Source organism: Pseudoalteromonas sp. PPB1, assembly GCF_015356275.1.
GTDB classification, from domain to species: domain Bacteria; phylum Pseudomonadota; class Gammaproteobacteria; order Enterobacterales; family Alteromonadaceae; genus Pseudoalteromonas; species Pseudoalteromonas rubra_D.
On record NZ_JACEQV010000018.1, the window covers coordinates 89747 to 110388 of the forward strand.

Below are 20642 nucleotides of genomic sequence, written 5' to 3' on the forward strand. Positions count from 1 at the left end.
CTTTGTCTGCGTCTGTGTATAAATTTAAGCCTATCTAGTATGAAGATAAGGAAATCCCCATGACAGATAAGCAAGTACAAGGTGGGCCTAACCCGGGCCTGTATATTGGGATTGGTGCAGGTATTGGCACCTCGGTTGGCATAACTGCTGGGGTAGCATTTGATATTCTGGCTTTTTCTATTGCTCCATGTGCCGGAGCCGGCATAGCGCTGGGTGTTGCCCTGTGGGGGGCTAATAAGCAAGCTGGTAAATGAGCAGGGCCGATACGTTCAGCCCTGCCAGATATTACTCCTGATATGCACCGGCACTGTATATCAGTTCGTAACTGTGGCTGTAAATTTCCACGATATTACCGAACGGATCTTCCATATAAATCATGCGATAGGGCTTTTCTCCAGGGTAATAATAGCGAGGTTCTGCCATACGTCGTTTACCCCCTGCGGCCACTATTTTATCTGCCAGGCCTTCAACATCTGGGTCTTGTACACAAAAATGGAAAATACCAGTTTTCCAGTATTCAAAGTTGTTTTCCGGGCTGGTTTGGTTATCAAACTGGAACAGCTCTACGCCAATGCGGTCGCCAGTGGATAGATGTGCTATCCGGAAACGTTTCCAGCCAGGACCAAATACATCACTGCACATTTCACCAATGGCGCTGTCGTCTTCAACGATCTCGGTGGGGGCCATGATCACATACCACCCCATGACCTGAGTGTAAAATTCAACGGCTTTTTCAAGGTCGGGCACTGAGATACCGATATGTGAAAAGGTACGTGGGTAAACCTGGTTCATAAATACGCTCCTGTGTTTGAATAGTGAGCAGGTTACAAACGTCAGGTCATAATGTAAAATTATTAAAAATTATCAAAATAAGTATTTTTTGTAATGATTAATAACAGCTGGCTCCGCACATTTTGTACCCTGGCGGATATAGGGCACTTTACCCGCACGGCTGAGCACTTGCATATGACTCAGTCGGGTGTGAGCCAGCATGTACAAAAGCTAGAGTTGCACTTTGGTGTGGCCTTGTTGCTGCGTGATGGCAAACAGGTGGTACTGACAGAAGCGGGTAAACGGTTGCGTATTCAGGCATTAAAGATACTGCAAGATTTGTCGGAACTGGAATTTAGCATCGGGGAGGATCCGCCTTTTGAAGGAGAAGTTAAGGTGATGTCGCCGGGGAGCCTCGGGCTCAGGCTCTATCCGCAGTTGTTGACGTTGCAAAGCCGTCATCCCGGGCTTGTCATTGATCACAGGTTTGCGCCAAATCAGGCCATTGAAAAGGCCGTAGCCGATGGCAGTGCTGAGCTAGGCTTCACTACTGTAGCGGCCAGGTCAGCGGAGGTAATGAGCGAGGCGATAGCGACGGAACCCTTGTTGCTGGTTACGCCGGCTGAGGTGGCTGAACCGAGCTGGGAGAACTTGCAGTCACTGGGGTTTATTGACCACCCCGATGGCGCACACCATAGTGAATTGCTACTCAGCGCGAACTTTGCACAGTTTCGGCATTGCACACAGTTTGCCCGCAGAGGGTTTTCTAATCAGATAAGCCTGATCCTTGAACCAGTCAGTCGGGGCATTGGGTTTAGTGTTTTACCTGCCTTTGCGGTTGATGCCTTTGCCCGGCAAAAACTAATACGGGTACATTCACTGAGCCAACCCGTGAGCGAGACAATTTATCTGTGCACAGCGCGACGTGCCGTCTTGCCTGCCAGAGTACGGACTGTGATTGAGCATGCAAAAAGCAGTTTATAGTACCGACCAGTTTATTCTTGTCTGCACTAAATCAATAAATATTGGCTTAGCACTGGCACATCCGCGTGCGAGCCATTACTATGCAGGCCAAATGAATCAAAATGTAGTAAGTCAGCATGTCTTTACCTCCTTGCCCGAAATGTAATTCTGAATACGTCTATCAGGATCAAAGCAATCTGGTGTGCCCGGAATGCGCCTATGAATGGAACCCAAATGAAGTCAACGAAGACGATGTAATCACAGTAAAAGATGCCAACGGGGCATTGCTTGCCGACGGTGACAAAGTGACTGTGATCAAAGATTTGAAAATCAAAGGCAGTTCTCAGGTGATCAAAATTGGCACTAAAGCTCTGGTTCGTCGTGTTCTGGATAAAAAAGACCACGAACTGGATTGCAAGGTCGATGGTGTAGGCGAAATGATGGTCACCGCGAAATTTGTGAAAAAGGCCTAAACGGGTAATTTACTCAAGCCACCCAGGGCACTCAGCTTGTTATCCCGTGTTCTAACACGGGATCTTCCAACCAAGACACCACCATCACTGCTAAACTCTGTCTCACTGGCACCTCATGTCGTGAAATGCCCGCAAACCTGTGAACCGACTTCTTTATTATGTCGTACTACACAAGATTAACTATACAAGGAGCAGACATTGAAAACAGTCTTAATTATCATGATGACGCTTGTCCTCAGTAGTTGTCTGGGCATGCCACAGGGCGTGCAGCCTGTGGGGAATTTTGAGCTCAATCGCTACCTGGGCAAGTGGTACGAGATTGCCCGCCTAGATCACTCTTTTGAGCGCGGCCTGACCCGGGTGACGGCGCAATATAGTATGCGCGAAGACGGCGGCGTGAAGGTCATTAATCGCGGCTTCAACGCAGCAGAAAATCAGTGGCGCGAAGCTGAAGGTAAAGCGTTTTTTGTCAACCAGGACGATGAAGCCTACCTGAAAGTGTCGTTCTTTGGTCCGTTTTATGGGGCTTATGTTGTGTTTGAGCTCGACCACGATAACTATCAATATGCGTTTGTGTCTGGTCCGGACACGGAGTACTTATGGCTACTCTCTCGTACCCCACAAGTCGATCAGGCGATCATCGATAAGTTTGTCAGCATGGCGGCTGATCGAGGCTTTGATACCGACGCGCTGATCTTTGTTGAGCAGTGATCTGGTTTTGCTCATGCCAGCTCTAGCGGTAACTGAACTCTGGCTCTGGCACCTGTCTTATCTGTACGATTGACCAGGGTTAATTGGCCATTGTGCTGCTCTACAATGTTTTTACACAGCACCAGACCAATGCCTTTGCCATTTGGTTTGGTTGTGTAAAAGGGCACGAACAAGTTGTCTTGGTTAGTGAGTCCCTGACCTTCATCCAGAATATCTATAAACGCGTATTGTGCTGTGTTGCTAACGATAATATCAACCATCCCGGTTTCATCGCTGGCCTCCAGCGCGTTAGTGATCAGGTTAACCAATACCTGTTCCAGCAGGCTGACATCCACATGCAGTGCAAAGGTCTGCTCAATTGAACAGCGGACCCGGGTGTCATATAAAACCTGTATGGGGCTGAGCAGGGCGTCAATACTTACCGTTTCTGTATGCAGCTGGTGTTGCCGGGCAACGCTGGCGTAGCGATTGACGAATGACATCAGCCCGTCACTGCGCTGTACTATTACTGCCAGCGCCTGTTCAAAATCAGCTTGCGTATCGGCGCCGGCTTGTAACATTTGCAGTGTCTGTGCCAGTGATTTGATGGGAGATAGTGAGTTGTGGATCTCATGGCTCAGAATGCGGATCATTTTTTGCCAGGCGTCGCGCTGCGCCTGACTGACCACAGACTGGACATCGGTCAGGATCAATAAATGAGCGTGGCTGTCGTCAATGGGGATCTGGCTTTGCCGGATCTGCCATTGCTGAGCCAGCGACAGGTGACTGAATTGCCACTGCCCGTTAGTTTGTATCAGGCTGAAATGAGCGGCCTTGAGTCGTTTTTGCGTTTGCCAGGGTTTGCCGGTCCAGTTTGAAAAAGCGTCGTTGGCATGAACCAGCGTGTTGCTTTCATCAAACACCACAATGGGGCTGGGCAGCTGCTCAATGAGCCTGAACAATAAGATTGCCTGATGATCCCGTGCAGATTTATACGCTTGTAAATGATCACATAGTTGGCTGGTTTCGGTTTGCAGCTGGGCCAGAATGCCGCTTTTGTCGGTAGTGTAAAAGCGTTGACCATAGTCTTCCAGCCGCATGGCTTCAATGGTCGTCGTCAGATGGTAAAAAGGCTGAATAAGGCGCACTTTGATATGTTGTAGCAGCAGCGCAGCCGGGCACAATCCCAGGACCCAAAGTGTAATGACACCCAGCCAGCCACTGCCCAGACTGAGCAGTAACCCGGTACTGAGCGAGGCCAGTAGCAGCCACACTAACATGCAAAATAGGGCTGCGGATCGTTCGTAACTCAGCGCCATCATATTTACGAGTGCCGGGTCTTAATGTTGAATTTATCCATGCGCCGATACAACGCACTTTTACTGATCCCCAGCAGGAGTGAGGCGTCTTCAACGTTGTCCTGACATTGAGCCAGTGCCATTCGGATGAGTTTTTGCTCTGCCTGCTCCAGAGTTACCAACTCTGACACCGGATTGTTGAGCTCGGTTTTGACGGCTTTTATTTGCAACTGACGGGCAGTGATCTCGGACTCGTCGCACATCAATACGGCGCGCTCCATGATATGACTTAGCTCCCGTACATTTCCCGGCCAGTGATAGGCTTGCAAGGTGTTGCATGCACAATCAGACAAAATTAATTCAGGCAAGCCGTAGGTTTGCGCATGGTGCGAGATAAAGTGTTTTGCCAGCGGAATGATTTCATCACTGCGCTGGCGCAGAGGTGGCACAGTCAGCTCTATGGTGTTGAGCCTGAAATACAGATCCTGGCGAAATCTCTCTTGTGCTTGAAGCGCCTCTAAATCTGCATTGGTGGCGCTGATCAGGCGACAATCGGCGTGAAGGGTGTGATCTGCGCCCACAGGCTCGTATTCGCCATTCTCCAGTACCCGTAATAACTTAGCTTGTTGTGATTCGCTCAGCGTGGCAATTTCATCTAAAAACAGGGTGCCGCCAGTGGCCTGAGTAAAACGGCCTTCGCGGTCCTGCCTGGCATCGGTAAAGGCCCCTTTAACATGACCAAATAGTTCGCTTTCGAACAAGGGATCGGGGATAGCTGCCATATTTACGCTGATCAGTGTACCTGTCCGGGCGCTCTGCTGGTGGAGGTACTGAGCAATCTGGGATTTACCTGTGCCGTTCTCACCGCGCAATAAAATATTGGCCCCGGTTGGCGCAACCCGGTCAAGTTGCTTTTTGAGTGTTTGCATCTGCGGACTGAGCCACCGTAGTGTCTTGTCAGTGGTTTTTTGAGCGATAAGAGTTGCGCTTTGCCGAGCCTGGGCCATTTGTCTCAGCCCCAGATGTTTTTTGATCATCATCAGTACGGCGTGGTTGTCCCAGGGCTTGGCAAAAAAATCCACAGCGCCACGCTGCATGGCTTCGACAGCCAGGGTCACACTCGACCAGGCGGTCATAGCGATAAACGCCGGGCTGGATGGGGTTGCTTTGGCATGCTTAGATAAAAACTGCAGGCCCTCCTGACCCGACGTGGTATCCAGTTCATAGTTCATATCGAGCAACACCAGGTCGACAGATTGCTGTGCAAGCGTGTCTGCCGCAGCACTCAGCGAGCTGCATTGGAGAGTGTTAAAGCCGCTGTTTTTCAGCAGCATGTGAAGACTCAGGCGAATATCCGCCTTGTCATCTACGATAAGTAGGGTGCCTTGCATGGTATAACTGGCAGGCGCTTTGAAGCGCCTGCATTTCCTCATTGACTGTTGTTCGATTTGTTATTCATTTCTCAATGCCCGGATAGGGTCCTGACGGATCACCTTTTGTACTGGCAGATAACTGGCAACTAGTGCGACCAGTAGCATCACCGGAATGCTGCTGATGATGGCCAGCCAGTTCACATCGACTGGTCCGTCGCCGATACGAGACCACACCAGATAACCCAGGCTTGCAAATAGCAGGCTGACTGCCAGGCCGGTAAAAATTGGCACAAAACTCTGTTTTATGATCATAGCGGCCAGTTTATGTGTGTGTGCCCCCAGAGACAAATGAATGCCCAACTCGTAACGACGCATTTGCACGCTATAGGTAAGTACACCGTAAATGCCTGCGCCAGCCAGGCTAAGCGTCAGTGCCAATAACGCCACGGTCAGCATGGCCTGAAGCCAGGTTTGTCTGAGTCGCTGACTGAGCATATCATCCACTTTCCTGAAAACCGAGAAGTTTAAGGTCGGATGAATATCTCTCAGTACCTCACCAAATTGCACTTTTGATAAAGGCCCGCTGGCTTTGATAATAAACGCATTGCTGCCTTCGGTGAGCGGTACATAGTAGCGCTCCAATTCATACCCTAGCGGGCCGGTGGGTACGTAAACGTCGCCTACGACACCGACAACTTGTCTTGGAGTTTCCTGGTCGATGTATAGCGTTTGCCCAAGCGGGTTATTTGTGTCATACAGGCGTTTGGCCAGTGACTCCGAGATGATAACTTCGTTGTTATCCTCTCCAGAGGCTGCAATAGGGGTAAAGCTGCGCCCTTGCCTGACAGGCAAAGATAAAGTAGCGAAAGCATCCTGATCTAAAAATGCCAAACTGGTTATGCCCAATAGCGCAATTTGTTCGTCATATAGGTAGTTTTTCCAGCTCATGGCTAATGGAGAGGCTGCACTGGCTGCCACAGAATCGACATTTGCTTGTGCACTCAGGGTACTTTTCACCTGTCGGGTTAGTTCAAATGGGTCAATCTCAGTGGCACTGCTATCAACACGCACATAGTAGAGGTGTTCAGTATTGAACCCGGTTGGGTGGGTCATTTTATGATAGGCGGGCAGGAGCTTATTGGCCGCCAGAAACAGCAATAAACTGGCAAACATCACTTGTAGTGCCACCAGGATATGACGAATGCGGATAGAGATTTGCGCACCTGTGCCTTTGCCGCTGGCATGCAGGGCGCCTGTCAGGGCATGGTAGTTAACTTGACTGCTGGTGATGGCGGCAATGAGCAGAGTGATAAGCAGCGCCAGGGTAATTGTAACTACAATAGTGGGCGCATCGAGCGACAATGCCTGCATACGAGTGAATAGATAGCTCAAGTCGTCGGCCAAAAGGACATTCAGCCACTGCGCGCCCAGTAAGCCGAGCACGGTTGCGGCGCCAATCAATAAAGCACCTTCACAAAACATACTGATGAAAATATGGCGTGGCTTAGCTCCTAGTGCAGCCTGAATTGCAATAGTACGTTGCTTTTGTGCGCCTCGTGATAAAAACAGGTTGGTGACATTGGTCAGCGCAATCAAAACCAGCACTGCCGCGGAAAACAACAAACTCAATGCCAGGTTATCGCTCTCGGCGATGATTCTGGTGCGCAATGGGGTGAAGCGTGCCCCGATGGCGGTATCGGGGGCAACGTTCTCCTGAGATTGATACAGGGTATTGATCTGCTCACCCAGTGAGTGATTGGCTTGCGCTGTGTTCACACCCGGCTTAAAGCGAGCGATCCCATTAAACTGGCTGCTGATGCTGTTCCAGTTATTAGTGGTGCTAAGTGCTTCTGGGAAGCTGCTGAATCCAGTGATCTCAGAGCTGCGAAAAATCTCTGGTACTTCAAAGTTCTCGGCAACGACTCCCACAATTTGATAAGCAACCCGGTTCAGCTGGGTAAAGGTGCCAATTACGGCGGGATCTGCATTGAAGTCTTCCAGCCAGGCCTGATAACTGAGTACCAGCACTTTTTGTTCATCGCTGATCCCTTCATTGCTGTTCAATGCGCGGCCCAAATGCATGGGCACGCCGAGTAACGAAAAAAATTCAGGGGAAACACGCAGCACATCCACTGTGGGTCGTCCGTCGACATCCATCAGACGAGGTGAGGTGTGATGCAGCATGGCCATTTCATCAATAAACTGTTGATCCTGGTAGAGCAGCACTTGAGTTGGCAACATCTGAAAGCCGTATTGTGTCTCGCCGTTGATGGTTTCGCTCTGATCGGTAACCCATAAGGTATCGGCATTGGGGTAGGGTAAGGGCTTGGTCAGCAACCGGTGGTTGATGTTGATCACTACACACAGCGCAGCCAGGGTCAGCGCTAGTGTAAAAATCACGGTGAAGCTAAAGCCGGGCAGCTTTTTCAGGTTAGACGCTGCCAGTTTAAGTTCTTCTTTGATCATCCTGCCATCTCCAGCTTCACCTCATCTACCATAACGCCATCAAGTAGGAACAGTTTGCGACTGGCCATATCGGCATACCTCAGGTCGTGTGTGACCATGCACATGGTGGTGCCTTGTGCGTTTAAGTCGTGCAGCATCTGCATGACAGCATCACCGTTTTTGGAATCCAGGTTACCGGTGGGCTCATCAATCAGCAGAATATCTGGCTGATTGACCAACGCCCGTGCGATGGCAATGCGCTGCTGCTGACCACCCGACAGTTGATTGGGCTGATGGTTTATCCTATGTGTCATTTGCACCAGTTCCAGACAATGCATCACTCGCTCTTTGAGCTGAGTGCCATTCAGAGGATGCGCACTGTACTTAACTGGCAGCGCCAGGTTGTCGAATACATTCAGTTCATCTATCAGATTGAACGACTGAAAGACGAAGCCAATGTGCTTGTTTCTTAATGTTGCGCGTTGATTGACACTGAGTTGGCTGGCGTCGTTTCCGGCGATCTGATAACTGCCGCCAGTAGGCGTGTCTAACAGGCCCAGAATATTGAGTAGGGTAGATTTGCCGCAACCGGATGGGCCAGAGATAGAAACATATTCACCCTCGTTGATACTCAGGTTCACGCCACGTAAGGCTTGTGTTTCCATACCACTGAGCAGGAAGTGTTTGGTGATATCTGTGAGTTTAATAACGCATTTGTTGTTCATTGTTAGTTTCCTTATTTACTCAGGTACACGACCGGCTCATCCTGATAGGATGCCATATCCGACAGAATAAAGCGCTGCTCTGGTTGTGCGCCGGATAGCAGCTGAATATGCTGTGCGGTTTGGGCGCCATAGTGTACCTTAATGGCGTGTGCTTGATGGGTATTCGCGTCGATACGGTATAACCTGGCGTGGCTAAAGGCTTTGGCACCGACAGGCTTGTCGATAAACAGCGCGTCGTTGAGTGTGTTGATATGTATAGTGCCTTCAATATTGAGCTCGGGCCGGGCGCTGTCGGGTAAAGTTTTGGGCAGTGCTACTTCAACCTCAATATTGCCATTTTGCACCACAGGGTTTATACGCGAGACAGTGCCTGTGATTAGATCTGAGCGGGTGTTCACCTGAACCGATTGCGTCAGTGCTACTTGCTCCGCATATGCCTGTGGAATTTGCAATCGGGCATATAAATCGCGGGTGCTGCCAACCAACGCCAGTTGCGCCCCCATGGGCACACTTTGCCCCAGTTCGACATATACCTGCTGCACCACACCTGTGATCCCCGCCCGCACAGTGAGGCGGTCAACTCTGTGCTGGATCAGCTGATAAGCCTCTTCGGCGGCTTCGATATCTGAGTTGGCCAGCTGTAAGTTAGCTGTATGCAAGGTTTCAAGTTGACTGATACGACGTTGTTCAATGTCAATCCTGCGGGTTAACTGGCGATGTTCCAGAACTGTACGCTGATAATCCAGTTTGGATACTGCACCATCCTCAACCAGACCTGCCTGAGCAGACACCTCTAACTCAGCACGTTCTAAATCAGATTTTAAGATCTCCAGATCTGCCTGATGCGACAGCATTTCACGCTGCTGATTAATGTTTGATTGCAAATATTGATCTTTTGCCTGTTGCAGCGTGCGTTTTGCATCTTTTAGTGCCTGAGTCAGGTTGGCATCCTTAAGTCGCATGATCACACTGTCGGGCGTAACCTCAATACCCGGGCGTAGTGCGATTTCCTCTATCGTGGCTTCACTGGCTGCACTGATCAAACGCGGCGTGCGCGATTTAAGCTGACCAAACCCGGCCACTGAAATGACTAAATCTCCCTGTCTGACCTCACCAATCCAGGCATCCTCTGTCGACAAGGATGCCTGCGCGCTGGGCTGGGCGAGCAGCCAGCCCGCCACGACAACGAACAAGGTAATCCCGCCTAGCCACAGCCAATTCACTTGGGTGTTCTTTTTTTGTTCGACTTGTATGTCCATACTCAATCCTCTAAGGGTACTTGATAGTAGACATTACAAGTCACATGCCATTTTTTAAGTGTTTGTATTTGTTGGTTTTGGCTGTTTTTTGAGTATGTGTACTCGGCTTTATTTGTGGAAGTGAAATTGCGATTTTTGGAAATGGGAGGACGATCTAAGTTGGGTTTGTCAGGTTCCTGTAGCTCGCGCTAAGGTGAATAAATAGACAAAAACACGTTCCTTGTCTTCCTGGATGCTTCAGTACATATCAAAAAACATATACGCAGATTCACAGGCAAAAATTAATGAGCCATTATATCAGTCTTACATGTACGTTTTATCCAAGCGCTCAGGTCTCGCCAATATCAAGGCTCGCTTTTTTCAGGCTACACCAGGCTTGCAGGTTAAGGTTCAGGGTGGTAGGTTGTTCCTATTATGTTAATTTATTTGTGAGAATGCCGTTAAAACCTGAGAGCAGGCTTTAACCGGCATTCTCACAAATATATTGGTAGCGGTCTTTGGTTATGAGCAGAATAATAGCTATCTTTACAATCCTACTGAACTTTCCGGCAAGTGCTGACACATGGCTTCAGTTTGGTGAAGAGCTCGAGTGTCCTGATGCGCTAAAACTTAAGGGTGGTAATTATAGGATTTATAATGATTGCTACGGTTTCGATCCAAAAGAGCCCATCATCGAAAGTGGAAATATTGAGTTCGATAACGACTATTTCTACTTCTTTAATCGTAATGTTAATCAGCCATCTTTCTTACAAAATGGTGCTCAAAGTCAGAAGTTAAAGATTCTATTAAGAAATAAACATGAACTTAATCTTCAAAAGGGGACAAGGGTATTCATATTTAAACGTATTAAGTTGCCAAACTAAATTGTTAACAAGGAAATTCAAAAACGCCGGCTAAAACGGGTCGATTGGATTTTCAACACTCCAGTTGCTTTGTGTTGTCGCTTTGAACCAAATTAACACAAAGCAACCTACGTATTGGCTGCTCTATTATGGCGTTATATTTCACATCAAAATTCGGTGCATATAAGGAAGTGGTACACAGGCAATGAGGTACTTTAAAACCCCAGAATTTCTTTTCGAAGTATTTGGTGAAAAACAATCACTTTTAGAGGTTTGTTGTACGATTGTATTTGCCTTGTTCGGAAGTTGGATTGTTTATTCAGTTGCAGATACAAGCTTAGATAATTGGAAATCAATCATAGCTTTTCTATTAATCTTTGATGTATTGGCGGGCTGCATTGCTAATTTTAGCTATGGCACGAATGAATTTTATTCTCGGCGGCCCAAAAGTCGCCTTATTTTTATCGCCATTCACGTTCATATTTTAGCTATTGCATGGTTGCTTTCTGAACCCATGGGTAGTGCAATCATGATTTGGGGCTACACTATCGTGTCAGCATTGATAGTCAATGCGCTAAAGGGGAAGTCAATTCAGTCTTTTGTTGCCGCTAATTTTATGTGCTATGGCATCTTTTTATTGATTTACTTGTCACTGCCACTTTGGTTTTTGATGGTGAGTATTTTTTTCATGGTAAAGGTACTGTTTAGCTTTGCTGTTGACCACTTTGGAAAGCACGCGAATTGCTCAGTACAAAGAGAAATATAACCAGTGCATTAAGTAGTGGGGCTGCTAACGCTTGGCTCAGCTCCGTTTCGTTGCACAAGTATAGCCAAGTAGTATCATCCTTTGACGCTGTCATACAAAACAAATGAAAATTCAAAAAATCGAAGAAAAGAATTGGATCGGGATCTTAGAAATTCAAGATAGTGCCTATCATGAAGTTGGCTTAGAAGAACTAGAGGTACTCAAATCTAAGCAATCTGCTTCACCGGACACTTGCTTTGTCTGCGTGTCAGATAGAGATGATGTTTTAGGCTATTTGTTGGCACATCCTTGGATCGGCAATGAGCCTCCCAAGCTGTTTGAGCCTTTGCCAGACCTTGTAAATAGCGACTCCTTATTTCTCCATGATATGGCAGTTGGTCCACACTTCAAGGGCCAAGGAATAGGCCGTTCAATGATGGAATTGCTAATAAAAGTGTGTGTAAGTAAAGGGGTTAAGCGAATCACTCTTGTTGCTGTTCAAGGCGCTGGTCGCTTTTGGTCATTACTGGGCTTCGAAGAAATCTCAGGAGCAAATCTATATCCAGGTTATGGAAAAAATGCAGTCTTAATGGAGAAGGTTTTAGCAGCATAGTAAGGTACTGCATCTAATCGACTACACCCCGGCGGCGGCCGAGCAAGGCGTCAGGTTTATTTAAAAAGGGAGCTTATTTTGAAATATACAATAGTAGCGTTTCTGTTAACTGTGTCTGTTGATGTTACTGCTCAACCAATTTCAGATTTTGAACTTTCGAAAAAACTGGTTGGGTCATGGTCAATTTCAAAAACAGATAAGTATTATGGGCAAGAAGATCATATCAGTACTTATAGAAGTGATGGCACTATAGAGCATATTCAATACACTTCCGGTAAATGCAATTCGATAGACTCAATTACTCTCGGCAGTTGGTTGATTAAAGGTGGACAACTCACGATCACGGTAACAGAAAGCCAAGGTCAAAACCCGTTGCCTACAGGCATAATAGTTACAGACAAAATAGTCACTATCGATGATAAATCATTTGTGTTTATTTCAAGTGCAGGGCGAAAAGTACGCAGAATTCGCAGTAATACGTGTTTATGAACAGTAATCTAATTAGATTATCAACGCGGGCAGGAAACCATTGTTTTGTTCGCGCTTATATTTTAAGCCAGCTACAGCGACGCGTGGAGTTTCTTAAATAATTGAGTTCGCTCAAGCTGGTGTATCAAACGCACGTATTCGTGTATAGCACCGTGTAATCGTTTCCCTGGCATAAAATAATCATTTCGTCGTCCGACCTCTTTGCCGAATCTGACTGTGGGCAGTCATCTAATATGTCAGAACTAATGATCCCAGACAAGAGATAGCAGGATAGCATCAAGTGTGCGAGAACCTGTGCAAAGAACACTTGAGGGGGAGGTAAGTGTTTTGTAAAAGTTTCTGTTATCGGGAATTTATTGCTGGGTATTCATGGTGAAATGTAATAAGATATAAAAATCAACAGGTTATGTGTCTTTGTGGCACAGGTTTAATTAAGGGGAATTATGAAGTTTTTTAGTTTATTTTTTAGTGCACTTTGTCTGTTGCTATCAAGTGTTTTGTACGCTGAGCCAGCTAAAAAAGTATTGATTATTGTATCAAATATGGAAAACATGGGAGATCCAGAAAAACATGATGCAAGAAACAACCTATGGGAAGTGGCACCGCCATATCATGTGTTTGTTAGTCATGGCTTTGACGTGGACTTTGTATCACCTCAAGGTGGGAAAGTTCCTTTTATGATGGACCCTCTCGGAATCAGCAGTTATACAATAAAATACGAGAACTTTTTAGGTAAAGCTAACAGTTCACTTCAACCAGAAGACGTTAATCCTGATGACTACTGGGGCGTATATATAGGTGGAGGGTACGGCCCTGTTTTTGATGTGGCGAGCAATAAAGAAATACAGTCAATCATTGCCAGAATCTATGAGTCGGGCGGTGTTGTAGGCACGGGTGGTCATGGGGCTGCAGGTATTGCTAACGTGAAATTGGCTTCCGGGCAATTTCTCGTTAAGGGTAAAAAAGTCGCAGGTTTCCCTAACTCCACAGAAAAATCGAAAAAGTGGGCGAAACAAGGGACGCTATTACCCTTTTTGATTGAAAGCCAGCTTAATAAGAACGGGGCATTTGCGCAAAATAAGGAAACATTAAAAAATAAACATGATGTTGTCATTGACCAACGTGTGGTTACAACTATGTTTTTACCATCTGCTGCTCTGGTTGCAAAGGAAATGATTATTACTAATAGTGGTACTTAACAAAAGGTTATGGCGTCAATAGCTAAATGTCAGTATTTGGCGCCTTCTGAAGATTCCTCAGAGTATGGTTTTTGGTGAGCAGGAGAATTGATGCCAGCATTTATAAAGTTTCTTTGGTTAATAGGCTTGAGCAGTTTAGTATATGGATTCTCTGTATTTGAGTATGCTGACAGTATTGGGGAGCTTACTGAATTTGAAAAACTTCAGGGAGAAATACGTTCTGTAGAATGTAAAGAGGGCTCACGTTCGTTTATGCAGAAAAAGCTAACATTTTTTACAGATAAATCAGGGCTTGAGATGAAATTTAGTAAAGAAGGAGAGTGTTCACAGCTTGTGGCATTTTATCAAAATGCACGCTCTTTTGAGGCAGTACAGAGAAATATCTTGTTAAAGCTTCACGTCTTTTCTCTGAAAGTTGATGGCATCGAACAATATGATTTTGCTGAGCAAAAAAGTGACTACAATTTATATATTATATTTTCACTGTTCATTACTCCGTTGATTGTTGCTATTTGCGCGACTGTTAATTGGAGCCGAGGCCGAAGGCGTCAATAGTTTACCTAACAAAATTGTAAACGCGGACAAAAAGTAGTTGCCTTTGTTTGTGCCCATAAATTACTTATCAGCTATTTTTAGCTAGATACTGCGGCGCTTGTGGACCCCTCATAAAAGAGGGCTCTCAAGCTGCGATGTGAAGCAAACCTCTTCACTTATAGTCTTGCGTGACTGTTTCCACGCCATTTCGTCAAATAACCTTTTTGCCAAGTCTGACAGTCGACAAAACGGCACAATCTCTGATTGTATTTGCCAGGAACTTTCGTTGCCTATTTGAGTGCGAGCATACAGGCCAAACCACCAGAGGATAATTGTCGCAAGTAAATAGAGCAATAACAGTGTATCGAGCCGGTAGGGTACATCGGCTTTTACTATGTCTGAGGCACATACCGTATTGAGGGCTTTTCAGATCTCGAAAGTTTTCTTCGATTTACATACGCTCGCGAACAGTGATTTTGCTACGCATCCGTCTGAGCCATGACCAACCTTTTTATCAACCTGTCGAAACCCGGCATTTCGGTTGCCAGCATTAATACCAAGATGCCGGGCATGAATTTGGGGCAGTTTTTTCTAAGCATATCGTATAGGATGGAGAGAATACACCGGGTGTTGTTATCTCGTTAGCTTTAGCGAAATAAGTTAAATCAAACAATACCTTGTGTCTCCATCGCATTGATTTTAAATATGAATATCTGGGGATTCCTCAGATACGGGCGTTAGGAATACCTTTGAATCGGAAAAATAACTTTATAAGACAACTACTTTTGATGGTTTTAATACTTCCTTCAGCAGTCGGCTGGGGCGTGTTATCTTTGATTAGTTTGTCTGTCAGTGCATTCATGATGTTTGAAAGTTTATTTTATTTTGGTCTGTTCACTTTTTCTTTACTGGGGTTGACGTGTATTTTTTTTGGTGTGAAATCGATATATGACTTTCCAAATGTGACAAGATTAACTTGCTTGTTTTTAGCTTTAAGCCTGATAATTTTAACGGCCTTTGGTGTTACCGGAACTTCGCAACCGCTGTTCTGTTTATCATTTATTTCAATTGTGTTTGCTGGGGTGTTATTGCTCTGGCAACGAAGAATCATTACACAGGCCTAAATAACGTTTCAGCCAAGGACGAAAAACAGCAGGCTTGCGCTCCTTATTTCGCTAATTTTAGTCTGTTATTTTGCGACGCTTTAGCGAAGTGTCATATGCTCAAGGGGAACCAATGAAATATTGCCACGTAAAATTTAATGCACAGGGTGATGAGTCACTGGCACGGCTTACAAGTTTCTTTGAGTTACTGAAAAAAGAGAAAGATTCTTCGAAAGGGCCAGACGAAATGAAACTGAGCGAGTTTCTTTCGGAAAGTGAAAAGCGCCATTTCTGGGACCCATCGAACGAAGAGCTGAAAGAATGGCAAAACTTTTGGGCAGAGACCGCCGTTGAGGTTCGCCTATCTCCTGAAATGCCATTGCCACCATGGGATTTAGAGTCAATGTATGAAGCTTTCTGGAATGGAGATTACGATCTTATTTCCATCACGAAAGAGAATGGGGGCCACCATCTGAACTTTCATCCTCATGACTACCCTTATGGTGGTACTGAATCAATGGTTGTACTAGTTAGTTGTTTTGGCCATTCAGTTTTGGGCATAGAGGATGGCACTGGTTTTTCTGAATACGTAGATAAGAAAATAAAATGGGCCCCAGGGATGAAATATCCATATGTACCACCAAATGAAGAAAACAAAAAATAAGTGCCTGTTAAAAAGTACCTCGTGCATAACTAAGAGCATGTGGAACAAGCCATAAAACTGTATTGGTGTAGTAGAACAAATATCAAACGCATTAATCAAGGATGTAAATCAGCGGGATTGAGCTTCTTTGTCGCTAAATTTAGCCAAGCATTCACGCGCCTAATAAGGTGTTAGCCGTAAGGAGTAAAATTTGACCATAAGGATGTATTCAGAGGTCGACTTTCTGCCAATAGAAAAAATATATAACCTCTCTAAATTAGACGAATTGTCGCAGGAAGATACACTGTTTACTTTACTTCCATTGTCAGAAGACAAGGAACGAAGCAAACTGTTATTTGAATCCCAAATATTCGTTTACGAACTTGAGTCTATAGTCGCTTTTTGCGCAATCTTTGAGTCAGAAATAAGGGCGTTATTTGTCCACCCTAACCATCGAGGGCACGGAATTGGCAAAGACTTATTAGAGCATTTACTGTCTCTTACCTCGCGAAGTGCGAGTTTGTATGTTGCGGCTTCGAATTCTTTCGCAAAGGAAATGTACAAAAAGTCAGGTTTCGTGATCACAGAAACATTTGAAACCACTTACAATTCTGTAAAAGTAACGGTAAATAAAATGTTCAAAAATGAAGGTGAGCAAGGCGCTTAACAGGTTCCTCGTGGCCACTGAGGTAAGATTTTAGAGATTGAGATAAAAGGCGTGCTCTAGCATCAATTAAAGATGTAAATAACTATATGGGTTGGCGTATTGGTGCTGGGAATGAAAGAGCGAGAAAGCGCTACTATGAATACATAAAAAGATAATTATAAAGCCTTAAAGTTAGAGTTATAGTAATTGGCTCTGCTTTACTTAAAAACCTGACCAATTATGGCTCACCGCTCTAAAGAGCGTTATATTTATGGGGAGAATTTATGGAGTTTTGGAATTTACTATTCTTTGCGTTGGCGTGTTTTGCGCTCAATATGACTCCTGGTCCAAACAACCTATTGTCTATGAACAATGCGCGTTGTTACGGTTTTAAATCCGCTTTTATTGCTGGTCTGGGTCGAATTGTGGCATTCACAGTCATGATTGCTTTGGCTGCTTCAGGTTTAGCGGTTGTGCTCTTTGCATCTGAGGCGCTGTTTTTGACCATTAAAGTTGCCGGTGCTGCATACTTGTTGTGGATTGCCTTTAATCTCTGGCGCTCGGAAGCAAGTCCAGTCTCCGAACCAGAAAGTACTCGCAACCGACTTGGTTTAGCGAAGCAGGAGTTTTTATTAGCTGCAGGAAATCCAAAGGCGATCTTAATTTTTACTGCCTTTCTACCTCAGTTCGTTGATGTTACAGCCAATGTAAATGAACAGTTCTTCGTTTTGGGGGCCTCTTTCCTCATTTTAGAATTAGTGGCAATATCAATTTATGCCCTATTCGGAGTATATCTAAGGCAGTGGTTCACGAAGCCGAAAATAGCAAAGCGCTTCAATAGAGGCTGCGCAACCTTTTTAGCTATATCTGGAGCAAATTTGTTGCTAAGTCGTCAGCAATAAAACTAGCAATCTGATTTAGGGGAAGGCGCAACGCGTGGCATAAGCTTGTAACCCCTCATAAACTGCAGCAGCTATTGAGTATCATATCTAGCATGGAAATGGTGTGGATTTTTATAAAAGGACAGAGAGTAAATGTTTAAAACAATAATCAGCATAGTGCTCGCGGTAATTTTATTGGGCTGTGACTTTGAAGTCCCCGGTGCCGACGAGAAGTTTGGTAAGCAGAACTTTGTATCAGCTGTATCAATCATAGAATTACATAAACTAAGAAATGGTCACTACCCTGATAGCCTGAGTGAGTTGGAGCTTTTGGGAGACTGGGATGGTATATGGTTATCTGCCGTACGGTACGAAAGAAATGGCGAAGGGTATAATTTATACCTGGAGCGAGGTTGGGCAGGAAAACCAACATTAGCCTTCCCTGTCAAGTTTAAAGCTGGTTTAGGTATCAAAGAAACAAACGTACAATGGCTTCATCAAGACGGCAAATAGAAATGCATATGTTCTCAGACATAAAAGCTGGCTTGTGTATTGCTGTTACCAGGTTGGTTTTGCATAAGGGAAATTGGTTCAAAAAAGACGTGTTTGTTCACCATGCCGATTTTAAATAGAAAATTCCAGGCGTTTTCGTACGCAGGGCTCACAATAACTAGCTTGCTTGTCGCAATATGTGTATAGAAAAGCGAAATAACATATACCTAAGGAATTCAGATGTCACTGTTAGCTAATACTCCGGAGCCACCCTACTATGCTGTTATTTTTACCTCGAGTCGAACAGAAGAGGATAATGGTTATAGTGAAATTGCAAGTAGAATGGTCGAGTTAGCTGAACAGCAACCCGGATATTTAGGCATTGAATCAGCTAGAGAGGAGCTAGGTATTACAGTGTCCTATTGGACAGATTTGGAGTCCATCAAACTCTGGAAAGCGAATGCAGAGCACATGGAAGCGCAAAAATCAGGCCGTAAGCTTTGGTACAAGTCATTTAAGGTGCGTATTGCAAAAGTAGAGCGGGATTACGGTATATAACAGAGCAACCAGGCTCAGCTCCGTTTTGCCACATAAGGTTAACCTTGGGGCATCAGGCACCTTATCGTGTTGTAGATTATTTATTCATTAAACGAGGGGGCAATGAGTAAATTAGTGTTTATTTTATGACTACTATTTTTTGCTGCTTATCACCGTTTTACGCGGAAGGGAGGGAACTGTGACATATGGCGGTGCTGGGGTCATCTACCCTCTGATGGTACTACTCTTTTTGGTTTTACCCGTAATATTTATCTGGATGTATCGTGGCACGGGTAACCGTAGTTCGAGATTATGGATAGGCTATAGTCAATTAGCAGCGTTGCTTATTGCTTTTACTTTTCTTTTTTCTGACACAGGCTTGCTACAAAATATTGGGTTTATCATAGCACTTTGCATGCTGGCCAGTTTACTAATTACGCCTTTGCTGTTTAAAAATAAAGCGTGAAGTGACATTTGTTATATTCTAAAAATAGCTGAGTTACCTGTTGTTTGAGCTGTGTTTAGCCAGCTATTTAATATCTTTACTGTTTATCTTTTGGCTATAAATACAAAGTAGTGATGAGTCACCAAGTGTATTATTGAACTTAGAGGTGGGCTATATCACTATTGAACTTGGTGCCCTTAGTCAGGGCTTTGGTTTGTAAGGCCATGAGTGGTTTAATATGTAGAGCTCAAGACGTTGTACTGGCAAAATTAGACTAGATACGTCTGCACCACAATATGGTCAGTATGATGTGCCGTTCACAGGAAATAACAATAGGAATTTAAAAATGGCACGGTTAATTTTGGTTTGCGGGCCTATCGGGGCAGGTAAGACGACTTATTCAATATCTTTATGTAAGGAACTGGGCGCGGTAAAATTCTCGATTGATCCCTGGATGCAGACATTATTTGCGAAAGATATGCAGTCGCTTGATTTTTCCTGGATGATGGAGCGTGTGGGTCGTTGTCACGAGCAAATATGGGAAGTTTGCGAGCAAATTCTATCGTTAGGCGGCAGCGTTGTACTTGATTTGGGTTTTACGACTAAAGCTCAGCGTGACCTTTTTGTCGGCAAAGCGAGTGAGTTAGGTATTAGAGCAGAGATCCATTATCTTGACGCACAAAAGGAGACTCGCAGAAAGCGAGTTGCTAAACGGAATATAGAAAAGGACTCGAAGGTGTATTCGTTTGAAGTAACTGACATGATGTTTGACTTCATGGAGCCTAAGTTTGAAGCGCCGACCGACAGTGAGCTCGAGCATGGCTGCAAGGTGAGCACATAAGAATAGCCAAAGGCTCTTAAATCAGTCTCGAAGGCCGTTAAAGTCAAGTCACAGGCCCTGTGCCACATATGTGGTTTACCGTTTGTTTAGTTATATAGGTTCGGATATCAGGACCGACAAGTTGACTCGTAAGTATCTTAGTCAAGAGCACGTCGGGTGAGCAAAAAATAGAACTCACAGGACTCGCTGACCAGTTAAGCTTTAATTAAGGTACGAGGTATATTTTAGCCTACGGGTATTTATCCCCACTCTGGCCGATATAACATAGCAAGCTACTGAATGTTAAGTTACTTTCGTGACTCGGAGTGAAACATCTAGGACACTTTATGAAGTTAAGTCGAGCTATCGTTTTGCTTGTACTCTTGCTCTTGGGGGTTGGCACAGCCTGGCCGTGGCTTTGGCAAAATCAGGGATGTAAGAAAGACTTTGTTCAGCTCAATTTTCGGCATATTGCCGATGCCTTAGAAATGCATAAGTTAAAAACAGGTCGATATCCTAGTAATGAGGAGGCGTTGTTTCCTTAATCATTGAACTAATCTAGCATTGTGTGATCAGATCTCAAAAGCAAACACCGAGACTGAATTTTGAAAGAAAAGCGTATCACTAACTGGCGTGATTACAACAAAGCCCTTATC

25 protein-coding genes and 1 pseudogene are annotated in these 20642 nt (G+C 45.1%); 19 read left to right on the plus strand and 7 right to left on the minus strand.

All coding sequences use genetic code 11. From position 1 onward, the window contains the following. Positions 1–59: 59 nt before the first annotated feature. Entirely contained in the window at positions 60–254 is a 195-nt protein-coding gene (locus tag IY568_RS17395; RefSeq protein WP_194868245.1) for a hypothetical protein, read from the plus strand. A 31-nt stretch (positions 255–285) separates the two neighbouring features. Here IY568_RS17395 and IY568_RS17400 read toward each other — a convergent pair whose 3' ends face one another. After that, positions 286–792, minus strand: coding sequence for a lactoylglutathione lyase family protein (locus IY568_RS17400; RefSeq protein ID WP_125561748.1), 507 nt, complete (start codon positions 790–792; stop codon positions 286–288). A gap of 93 nt (positions 793–885) precedes the next feature. Here IY568_RS17400 and IY568_RS17405 point away from each other — a divergent pair, with 93 nt between their 5' ends. The 3 genes from IY568_RS17405 to IY568_RS17415 all read left to right on the plus strand — a co-directional run bounded on the left by IY568_RS17405 (position 886) and on the right by IY568_RS17415 (position 2918). Next, the gene (locus IY568_RS17405) at positions 886–1755 is read left to right on the plus strand and encodes a LysR family transcriptional regulator (protein WP_194868246.1); all 870 of its coding nucleotides are present in this window, start codon (positions 886–888) and stop codon (positions 1753–1755) included. A 116-nt stretch (positions 1756–1871) separates the two neighbouring features. Further along, the gene (locus tag IY568_RS17410) at positions 1872–2207 is read left to right on the plus strand and encodes a zinc ribbon domain-containing protein YjdM (RefSeq protein WP_010381971.1); all 336 of its coding nucleotides are present in this window, start codon (positions 1872–1874) and stop codon (positions 2205–2207) included. 219 nt (positions 2208–2426) lie between these two features. Further along, the gene (locus tag IY568_RS17415) at positions 2427–2918 is read left to right on the plus strand and encodes a lipocalin family protein (protein ID WP_416365172.1); all 492 of its coding nucleotides are present in this window, start codon (positions 2427–2429) and stop codon (positions 2916–2918) included. An 11-nt stretch (positions 2919–2929) separates the two neighbouring features. Here the strand turns inward: IY568_RS17415 and IY568_RS17420 are convergent, their stop codons facing one another. The 5 genes from IY568_RS17420 to IY568_RS17440 are packed head-to-tail and all read right to left on the minus strand — an operon-like array spanning position 2930 to position 9997. Then, on the minus strand, positions 2930–4219 hold the full coding sequence (locus IY568_RS17420) for a sensor histidine kinase (RefSeq protein WP_194868247.1): 1290 nt from the start codon (positions 4217–4219) through the stop codon (positions 2930–2932). 2 nt (positions 4220–4221) lie between these two features. Beyond that, a complete protein-coding gene (locus IY568_RS17425) occupies positions 4222–5628 on the minus strand; it encodes a sigma-54-dependent transcriptional regulator (RefSeq protein WP_125561739.1) in 1407 nt (468 codons plus the stop codon). A gap of 18 nt (positions 5629–5646) precedes the next feature. After that, positions 5647–8034, minus strand: coding sequence for an ABC transporter permease (locus IY568_RS17430; RefSeq protein WP_194868248.1), 2388 nt, complete (start codon positions 8032–8034; stop codon positions 5647–5649). Beyond that, a complete protein-coding gene (locus tag IY568_RS17435; RefSeq protein WP_194868249.1) occupies positions 8031–8738 on the minus strand; it encodes an ABC transporter ATP-binding protein in 708 nt (235 codons plus the stop codon). Before IY568_RS17435 ends, IY568_RS17430 begins: the two co-directional genes overlap by 4 nt. Positions 8739–8749: 11 nt before the next feature. After that, positions 8750–9997 (minus strand): HlyD family secretion protein, encoded by a 1248-nt coding sequence (locus IY568_RS17440; protein WP_194868250.1) that lies wholly within the window; start codon positions 9995–9997, stop codon positions 8750–8752. A 503-nt stretch (positions 9998–10500) separates the two neighbouring features. Between IY568_RS17440 and IY568_RS17445 the strand changes: the two genes are divergently transcribed. The 6 genes from IY568_RS17445 (at position 10501) to IY568_RS17470 (ending at position 14440) form a co-directional block, all read left to right on the plus strand. Continuing rightward, positions 10501–10860 carry a hypothetical protein gene (locus IY568_RS17445; protein ID WP_194868251.1) on the plus strand — a complete coding sequence of 120 codons (360 nt, stop codon included), beginning with the start codon at positions 10501–10503 and terminating at the stop codon, positions 10858–10860. Positions 10861–11044: 184 nt separating this feature from the next. After that, the gene (locus IY568_RS17450) at positions 11045–11605 is read left to right on the plus strand and encodes a hypothetical protein (RefSeq protein ID WP_194868252.1); all 561 of its coding nucleotides are present in this window, start codon (positions 11045–11047) and stop codon (positions 11603–11605) included. A 103-nt stretch (positions 11606–11708) separates the two neighbouring features. Further along, complete coding sequence (locus IY568_RS17455) at positions 11709–12197, plus strand: GNAT family N-acetyltransferase (protein WP_194868253.1); 489 nt, start codon at positions 11709–11711, stop codon at positions 12195–12197. Between the two features lie 78 nt (positions 12198–12275). Further along, on the plus strand, positions 12276–12686 hold the full coding sequence (locus tag IY568_RS17460) for a hypothetical protein (RefSeq protein ID WP_194868254.1): 411 nt from the start codon (positions 12276–12278) through the stop codon (positions 12684–12686). Positions 12687–13129: 443 nt separating this feature from the next. Continuing rightward, a complete protein-coding gene (locus IY568_RS17465; RefSeq protein WP_194868255.1) occupies positions 13130–13885 on the plus strand; it encodes a type 1 glutamine amidotransferase domain-containing protein in 756 nt (251 codons plus the stop codon). A 90-nt stretch (positions 13886–13975) separates the two neighbouring features. Then, on the plus strand, positions 13976–14440 hold the full coding sequence (locus IY568_RS17470) for a hypothetical protein (RefSeq protein WP_138537774.1): 465 nt from the start codon (positions 13976–13978) through the stop codon (positions 14438–14440). Between the two features lie 196 nt (positions 14441–14636). Here the strand turns inward: IY568_RS17470 and IY568_RS24855 are convergent. Beyond that, positions 14637–14870, minus strand: a pseudogene (locus tag IY568_RS24855) (IS4 family transposase); the annotation flags it as partial. 298 nt (positions 14871–15168) lie between these two features. Between IY568_RS24855 and IY568_RS17475 the strand changes: the two are divergent. From IY568_RS17475 to IY568_RS17515, 9 genes are all read left to right on the plus strand, one after another. Continuing rightward, entirely contained in the window at positions 15169–15543 is a 375-nt protein-coding gene (locus tag IY568_RS17475; RefSeq protein ID WP_138537775.1) for a hypothetical protein, read from the plus strand. A gap of 112 nt (positions 15544–15655) precedes the next feature. Continuing rightward, complete coding sequence (locus IY568_RS17480; RefSeq protein WP_194868256.1) at positions 15656–16186, plus strand: hypothetical protein; 531 nt, start codon at positions 15656–15658, stop codon at positions 16184–16186. Positions 16187–16376: 190 nt separating this feature from the next. Continuing rightward, entirely contained in the window at positions 16377–16832 is a 456-nt protein-coding gene (locus IY568_RS17485) for a GNAT family N-acetyltransferase (protein WP_194868257.1), read from the plus strand. Between the two features lie 263 nt (positions 16833–17095). After that, positions 17096–17713: a LysE family translocator gene (locus IY568_RS17490; protein ID WP_138537778.1), complete on the plus strand. Its 618-nt coding sequence runs from the start codon at positions 17096–17098 to the stop codon at positions 17711–17713. A gap of 132 nt (positions 17714–17845) precedes the next feature. Next, positions 17846–18205 (plus strand): hypothetical protein, encoded by a 360-nt coding sequence (locus IY568_RS17495; RefSeq protein ID WP_194868258.1) that lies wholly within the window; start codon positions 17846–17848, stop codon positions 18203–18205. Positions 18206–18424: 219 nt separating this feature from the next. Continuing rightward, positions 18425–18742 (plus strand): antibiotic biosynthesis monooxygenase family protein, encoded by a 318-nt coding sequence (locus tag IY568_RS17500; RefSeq protein ID WP_125561714.1) that lies wholly within the window; start codon positions 18425–18427, stop codon positions 18740–18742. 178 nt (positions 18743–18920) lie between these two features. Further along, positions 18921–19187 (plus strand): hypothetical protein, encoded by a 267-nt coding sequence (locus IY568_RS17505; RefSeq protein ID WP_138537780.1) that lies wholly within the window; start codon positions 18921–18923, stop codon positions 19185–19187. 325 nt (positions 19188–19512) lie between these two features. Next, complete coding sequence (locus IY568_RS17510; RefSeq protein WP_194868259.1) at positions 19513–20007, plus strand: AAA family ATPase; 495 nt, start codon at positions 19513–19515, stop codon at positions 20005–20007. Positions 20008–20333: 326 nt separating this feature from the next. After that, complete coding sequence (locus IY568_RS17515; protein ID WP_194868260.1) at positions 20334–20531, plus strand: type II secretion system protein GspG; 198 nt, start codon at positions 20334–20336, stop codon at positions 20529–20531. Positions 20532–20642: the final 111 nt, after the last annotated feature.